Source organism: Bradyrhizobium sp., assembly GCF_049581145.1.
Classification (GTDB): domain Bacteria; phylum Pseudomonadota; class Alphaproteobacteria; order Rhizobiales; family Xanthobacteraceae; genus Bradyrhizobium.
The window spans coordinates 1-6,925 of the sequence record NZ_JBAURI010001311.1; the positions used below are offsets into that span (position 1 = coordinate 1).

Annotated in this window: 6 protein-coding genes and 1 pseudogene; 4 read left to right on the plus strand and 3 right to left on the minus strand. The window is 60.1% G+C overall.

Translation table 11 applies throughout. From position 1 onward, the window contains the following. From WCB02_RS41825 to WCB02_RS41835, 3 genes and pseudogenes are all read left to right on the plus strand, one after another. Nucleotides 1–608: SDR family oxidoreductase (locus WCB02_RS41825; RefSeq protein ID WP_423968855.1), on the plus strand; the 608-nt coding region annotated here is incomplete at its 5' end. Nucleotides 609–672: 64 nt separating this feature from the next. Continuing rightward, complete coding sequence (locus WCB02_RS41830; RefSeq protein ID WP_423968857.1) at nt 673–1,434, plus strand: SDR family NAD(P)-dependent oxidoreductase; 762 nt, start codon at nt 673–675, stop codon at nt 1,432–1,434. 34 nt (nt 1,435–1,468) lie between these two features. Continuing rightward, a pseudogene (locus WCB02_RS41835) lies at nt 1,469–1,597 on the plus strand (ABC transporter permease); the annotation flags it as partial. Nucleotides 1,598–1,816: 219 nt separating this feature from the next. Here the strand turns inward: WCB02_RS41835 and WCB02_RS41840 are convergent. Next, nucleotides 1,817–3,022 (minus strand): helix-turn-helix domain-containing protein, encoded by a 1,206-nt coding sequence (locus tag WCB02_RS41840; protein WP_423968859.1) that lies wholly within the window; start codon nt 3,020–3,022, stop codon nt 1,817–1,819. 272 nt (nt 3,023–3,294) lie between these two features. Here WCB02_RS41840 and WCB02_RS41845 point away from each other — a divergent pair, with 272 nt between their 5' ends. Beyond that, nucleotides 3,295–4,170, plus strand: coding sequence for a hypothetical protein (locus tag WCB02_RS41845; protein WP_423968861.1), 876 nt, complete (start codon nt 3,295–3,297; stop codon nt 4,168–4,170). A gap of 225 nt (nt 4,171–4,395) precedes the next feature. Here WCB02_RS41845 and WCB02_RS41850 read toward each other — a convergent pair whose 3' ends face one another. After that, nucleotides 4,396–5,892, minus strand: coding sequence for an HWE histidine kinase domain-containing protein (locus WCB02_RS41850; protein ID WP_423968863.1), 1,497 nt, complete (start codon nt 5,890–5,892; stop codon nt 4,396–4,398). A 10-nt stretch (nt 5,893–5,902) separates the two neighbouring features. Then, nucleotides 5,903–6,925: response regulator (locus tag WCB02_RS41855; RefSeq protein ID WP_423968866.1), on the minus strand; the 1,023-nt coding region annotated here is incomplete at its 5' end.

Here is a 6,925-nt window from a genome sequence, read left to right on the forward strand (position 1 = left end):
CGCAAGGCCACAAAGCCATTGCCATCCATTGCGACGTCGCCGACGACGCGCAGGTCGAAGCCATGGTCAAGCAGACGGTTGCATGTTTCGGTCAGCTGGACGCCGCCTATAACAACGCCGGCGTCCAGAATGTCCTTGCAGAGACGGCCGACACCACACGTGAGGACTACGACCGCGTCATGGGTGTCAATCTCCGTGGCGAATGGAGCTGCATGAAGTTCGAATTGCGGCAGATGCGCAGGCAAGGCAGCGGCGCGATCGTCAATTGCTCGTCTCTGGGCGGCCTTGTCGGAGGCGCTGAACGCGGGATCTATCACGCTGCCAAGCACGGAGTTCTCGGTTTCACCAAGAGCGCGGCTCTGGAATATGCGGCACGCGGCATTCGTATCAATGCCGTCTGCCCTGGACTGATATGGACGCCGATGGCAGACCAGATGGTCGCTGCCGGTCAGGGTGAAGCTCTCAGGGCAATGGAGAAGAGTGTGCCCATGGGACGGGTGGGACGCCCCGAGGAGATTGCGCATGCGGTCCTTTGGCTTTGCAGCGATGCAGCCGGCTACGTGACGGGCCAGTCCATTTCGGTGGATGGCGGATTCATCATGCGCTGAGAAGCGATCGGCAATTGGGTGAGCGGACCGGGCTTTGACGAATCCAACGCGATGGGGAATACAGATGAACAAGAGCTTTGAAGCCAAGGTCGCTCTCGTGACTGGAGCCGGCGGCGGGATCGGTCTCGCGACGGCCAGGGCCTTTGCCGAGGCCGGCGCATCGGTGGTCCTCGTCGATCACGACGAAGCGAAGATCAAAAAGGCGGCTGAGCAACTGAGTGGGGTGGGACACGACGTCCTCGGTGTCACCGGCGACGTGACGAATTCAGCCGAAGTGACCGCGATAGTGGAGCAGGCCATCAGCCTTTACGGCCGGTTGGACGCGGCCTTCAACAATGCCGGCGTCAACTGCGACGCCGCGCCCATGCTGGAAACGGGCGACGACGTGTTCGATCGCATCATCGACGTTAACCTGAGAGGCGTATGGAATTGCATGAAGGCAGAGCTCCGTCAGATGATTGCGCAAGGTAGCGGCGCCATCGTCAATTGCTCGTCGATCGGCGGGATGAGAGGCTCGAAAGGACGATCAGCCTACTCGGCCAGCAAGCATGGCGTCATCGGGCTGACACGAGCTGCCGCTCGCGACTACGCGGACCAGGGGATTCGCATCAATGCGGTGTGCCCGGGAATGATCGACACGCCAATGATGATCGAGGTCTCGAAGAACCATGACCCTGGCATCGTCAAGGCGATGCTGGCGCAGGAGCCGATCGGGCGGTTCGGCGAGCCGGAGGAGATAGCGGCCGCCGTGGTGTGGCTCTGCAGCCCCGCGGCAAGTTTCATGGTGGGCCACGCCATGGTGGTGGATGGAGGCGTCCTGGCGTAGGACGACAGGGCATGGCGGAACCCGGAACTGAACGACACCGATCATCCCGGTCGTGACATCGGGATTCACCTTCCTGCGCATCGATGCCGACGACCAGGAAATCGCCAACGGGATCATCATCGTCGCGGCCGTGATCGCCGATCAGCACCGGCAGCGTGCGCGGATGCAGCCAGCCGGCGCCTTCCAGCCAAGTAAAATGGCGCAGGCTTGTTCGATGTCTGCCAGGGCTCGAAAGCGCCTGGATTTTGCGGTGCAGAAGGATTTCGCGGGCGGCCAACAACGCACGTCTCACCGGAGCCCGGGAATGTCCCTCACGGGCGAAACCCGGACATATTGAGGAAGCCCGATAAGTCGCGCCCCGAGCGAACCCAATCCGACAGAGTCAGCGAGTTGGAATGTACTGATCCTGCTTATCAAAAATAGGCGATGTGGCTGCCCCGCCCGCATTGGCCATCTGGTCAAGAGCTGGCCGCATAACGATGGCAGTTGCCGCCTGGCTTGCCGGGACGGTCTCAAAGAGAACATCGTCGAAATGATACTGGTCCCTATCAAGCGCACGACTAAGATGATCGTACCATGCAGGATCGTGCAAGGCACGCACGAGATGGATTTGGGCACCCATGACACCGAGCATGCTGACGAGTATTGCGTACGGGGGCTCGACGCCAGCGGCGGCAAGATCCTCCAAGTTCCGTAGAGTCTCGTAAACCAGCTTGTCGTCGAGCCCCGAGATGATGGGCGTTCCGGAAGTTACTGAGGCCACAGTCGAGTCTACAGTTTCGACGATCCCGTTTCGGTATACCTGTAGGTAGGCGCGGTGCTGCGCGGCTTTCTGGTCGGCGTTCGACGTCTTCAGGACGCCTTCAAAAGTTATGCGACTGCCGCTTGCACTTTGTGATCCGAACGGAACGAAGGTGTGGTAGTCGTGCTCGATCTGGTCAAGTCGGAGGTTTGTTGAGTTCACATCGAAGGCAGACAGCGGGACAATGTAAAGGACAACGGTGCCACGGTCCATTAGCTGAACCGGGGCTTGCCTAGCGGCGATCTTGGCGATGCGGTCGAGGCGAAAATTGCGGATGCGTTCTGCTATCTGCGGACCGGCATTAAAGAGCGACCGGAGTTCATTTACGTCCGGCTCGTACTTACCAGCCGCTGAACGTGCCCAGAACCGGTTGCGTCCTTGGCGGATGACACGGTGGGGCGGGTTGTAGCTACGTGGAACCCGAATTATGAGGACGTTGCCGCCTCCTCGGATCGATACCGGTTGAAAGTTGACATTTGCAATGCGAGGTTGAAGGCCACCTCGAGCGATTTGTTCTAGGCGCAGTTTCTCCGAGTCTATCGGCATGGTCAGAGGCGTGATAGCAGTCGGGACACCATCCGCCGCGTCCATGCCGATTACCAAGTCACCTCCCGAAGTGTTCGCGAACGAAGATATGTCGGCCAAAAACTCCGCGTAGTCGGTATCGGCATTGCCGTAGCTTGTGCGCTTGTAGTCGATGGTGCGACTCTCCGCTGCGCCACCAGCAATAATGGCCTGAAGACGTGCCTCGTCGATTTGATTGAGCGGGATATGAAGGAGGGCCATGAGCCGGGTCTCAGCGCAGGAAAAGATGCAGCGCGTGCCTACAACGCGTTGTTGAATTATACAATCAAAAATTGTAGATCTGCTGCGGGAGATCATTTGGATACGATATGAGACGATGGCAGCTGAAGGGACTCGCAAATTGCGCCGGGATTTTCCCACACAATAGTACCGTCCAGAAGCAGCATTAAGTAAGGTGGAAAACGCTTCCAACCAGCGTTGGAATACCTAATGGAGTTGTAAACTGCCACGTCTGCTCGCAGAGAGGGGGATTCGTGGCCGAAATTTTGTTTGAGCCTATTCCGATTGCGTATCGAGGTCTCGTCGCCGACCAGCATTTAGTTGATGCTCAGCAATTTGGCAGGTCGATTATCGGAGCGAGCAAGATCGCCAATAGCATCTGCCATGAACTGCTCTTTGAGCACGTGACGCACGACCCTCGGAAATATCAGGTCCGGTACTGTGTCGGTCCAAGTCGGGAAAACGGACTTCTCCAGGAGCTTGTGGCTGTCCTGATGTCGGGCATGCCAATGTTCAGCCCTTTCATTCTGAAATTAGGGAATGTGTTCGTCGTTGAGATGACAAAGGCGATGATAAGTTCCGTCATCAAGAAACCATCGGAGGTGAGCAAGTCCCTCGACGTGATTGAAAAACAGTCCGAGCAATTCAGCTCATTAGCGCACTCAATGCACGAAGGGCATATGCGAGATAAGACTTGGCTTCAAGGTTTGGTGACCGATCTTGTCCGGGAAAACCGTCATCCGTTGCGTGAGCTACCTGATCCTATCGGCAAGACGGTGCGAACAATGGCCATAGGGAAAGAGGCTCCAATGGTATTAGATGAGCCGGTTGCCGAAGTCCTGCGCTCGCATGAGGGTTTGGAGCTTGGCGATGAAGTCGAGTACGACGTAGAACTTGTAGGGGTGTTCAAAAACAACGGTGCGTGTCGTGTGAAGTTGCGCGGGCGCGATAAGGTCGTTCTCGGAAAAATCTCAGACGCAGCACTCGACCAGCCGAACAACATCTACACCCGTGCTCTCAACGAAGGGCAAACACTACACGTGACCGCAAAGCCAACACTCAAAGACGGCGAATTGTACAAGCTGTATATCTCGTCAGCATCGATGACTTCAGAGTCCGTTAATTCTTGAGCTTGACTGCGCGAAGTATACATTTTGCGACCCATAGCTCGTCGGTCTCTTCACATCTAGGAGGCCCGCCCCGAGAAAACCGCCAGGCTTGCCACCATGTCGATTTTCTGAAGTAGTGCCGACCAGATTTGCTCGACGTGGACTCTGGTCCGCGCGAGTAGCGGCCCATTTCCGTTCGGGGCTGAGACCGGAAGCTCCCAGAGAACCATAGCCTGAAGCCTGCGGCTAACCGCAGGCGCGCTGCAGTGACGTCTCGGACGGCAACGCGACCGGCTTGCCGTTCAGGTCCGGCAGCGATGATTTGCGCGGCATCGGAACCACCAGCCGGCAGACCAGCCCTTCGGCGCGCCAGTTGAACAGCGCCTGGCCGCCGAGCTGGGACTCGATGCTTGCGATCAGGCTGCGCGTGCCAAATCCCCGCGTCGTGGGCTCGCGCACCGCGGGCCCGCCGGTTTCTTCCCAGGTCAAGGCGAGAAGCTCATCCACCGTCGTCCAGCCGATCGACAGCTGCCCGGACAGCACCGACAGCGCGCCGTATTTCGCCGAATTGGTGACGAGTTCGTGCAGCGCCAGCGCCAGCGTTTGCGCCGTCGCAGGCTGCAACTGGACTTCAGGACCTGTCAGTTGGAGCTGTCGGCCGATCGCATAGGGGGCGAGCTCTTCCTGCACCAGCTTGCCGATTTCGGCGCCTTGCCAGCTCGAGAGCGACAGGATGGTGTGCACCCGCGCCAGCGCGCTGATGCGGCCTTCCACGGCGCTGACATAGGTCTTGACGCTGTCCGCCCGGGTCAGCCGGACGATCGATTGCGCCAGCGCCAGCGCGTTCTTGGCGCGATGATCGACTTCGCGGGTCAAAAGGCTCTGGCGCTCTTCGGCCTGCTTGCGTTCGGTGATATCGACCGTGACGCCGCTGACGCGGACGACGCGATCGTCGTTGTCGGTGGTCGCCACGGCGGTCGCGATGCACCAGCGCTGCTCGCCGTCGGGCCGGTTGATGCGAAACTCGGCCTCATAGGATCGCGCGCCATTGTTGAAATGGCCGGTGAAGGCGCGCAACGCGTCGCGATCCTCCGGATACAGCATCGCCTCGATGTTCGCCGAGGTCACCGCGAAGCTTGCGGGATCGACGCCGAAGATCCGGTATTGGCCCTCGTCCCACATCCAGTCGCCGTTGACCCGGTCCCAGTCCCAGGATCCCATCTTGCCGGCCGCGATCGCCATGCTGCGCCGCTGTTCGCTCGCGACCAGCTGGGCGGTCGAACGTTCGAGCTCGGCCGTCCGCGCGCGGACGCGGTCTTCCAGCTCGGCGTTGAGCCGCTCCAGCTGGCGGGTCTTGCGGTACAGCTCGGCAAACACCTTGATCTTGGCGCGCAGCACCTCGGGCACGACGGGGACGGGAACGTAGTCGACCGCGCCCATCTCGTAGCCGCGCAGCCGATCGATGTCGCTGACCTGGATCGCGGAGATGAAGATCATCGCCGTCTTCTGGAACCGCGGATGTTCGCGGATCATCGCCGCGAGCTCGAAGCCGTCCAGTTCCGGCATGCAGACATCGACCAGGATGATGGCGATCTCGTTCTTGAGCAGGATCTCGAGCGCCTCGCGCCCCGAGGTCGCGACCATCAGGTTCTCGCCGAGTTCCTTCAGGATGACTTCATAGGCCAGCAGCTTTGCCGGCTGGTCGTCGACCAGGAGGATATTGACCGTTTGCTGGTCGTTCATCGGACACCCATCAGCGGTGCAGCCACATGCGGATGGCGAGAAGCAGTTGCTCGGTGTTGACCGGCTTGGCGAGATAGTCGGAGGCGCCGGCCTCCAGGCACTTCTCGCGATCGCCCTTCATCGCCTTCGCCGTCAACGCGATGATCGGGAGGCGGGCAAAACACGGGTTTTGCCTGATCACGCCGATGGTCTGGTAACCGTCCATTTGGGGCATCATGATGTCCATCAAAACGATCGCGATCTCGGGACTGGACCCGGCCAGCGCGATGGCCTCGTGCCCCGTCGTTGCGGTCAGGACCTTCATGCCCCGCCGTTCCAGGACGCTGCTCAGCGCGAAGATGTTGCGGGCGTCGTCATCCACCAACAGCGCGGTCCGGCCGACCAGATCCTCATCGGAGCTGTTGAGTTTCTCCAGCATTCGCTGCTTCTCGATCGGCAATTCCGTGATGACTCGGTGCAAAAACAGTGACGTTTCGTCGAGCAGCCGTTCCGGCGACTCGACGCCCTTGACGACGATGCTGCGCGCCATGGTGTGAAGTTCCGCGTCTTCCTCGGCCGACAGTTCCCGGCCCGTGAACACCACCACCGGAACATTCGACAGCGCGGTGTCGTTGCGGATGCGGTCCAGAACCTCGAATCCGGTCATGTCGGGCAGCCGCAGGTCCAGCACCACGCAGTCACAGGGATTCGCGCGCAGGGTCGTGAGCGCGTCGGCGCCGGTGTCGGTCGCCACGATCTCGATGTCGTCGTGATCGAGCAATTCGCGGATGCTGAGCTGTTCCGCCGCGTTGTCCTCGACGATCAGGAGGCGCTTGCGGCGCGGCTTGGCGTATTCCTTGATCTGCGCCAGCGCGGCGCTGACCCCTTCGGTGGTGGTCGGCTTGTTGACAAAGGAGAACGCGCCGCGCGCCAATGCGTGCTGGCGATCCTCGTCCAGCGTGATGATCTGCACCGGAATGTGCCGCGTGAGCGGATTGTGCTTGAGCTGGCTCAGCACCGTCCAGCCGAGCATGTCGGGCAGGAAGACGTCGAG

Bases quoted from the DNA above. Each gene is read 5' to 3' on its own strand.
- WCB02_RS41830 (WP_423968857.1), top strand. From the start codon at position 673: ATGAACAAGAGCTTTGAAGCCAAGGTCGCTCTCGTGACTGGAGCCGGC.
- WCB02_RS41840 (WP_423968859.1), bottom strand. From the start codon at position 3,022: ATGGCCCTCCTTCATATCCCGCTCAATCAAATCGACGAGGCACGTCTT.
- WCB02_RS41850 (WP_423968863.1), bottom strand. From the start codon at position 5,892: ATGAACGACCAGCAAACGGTCAATATCCTCCTGGTCGACGACCAGCCG.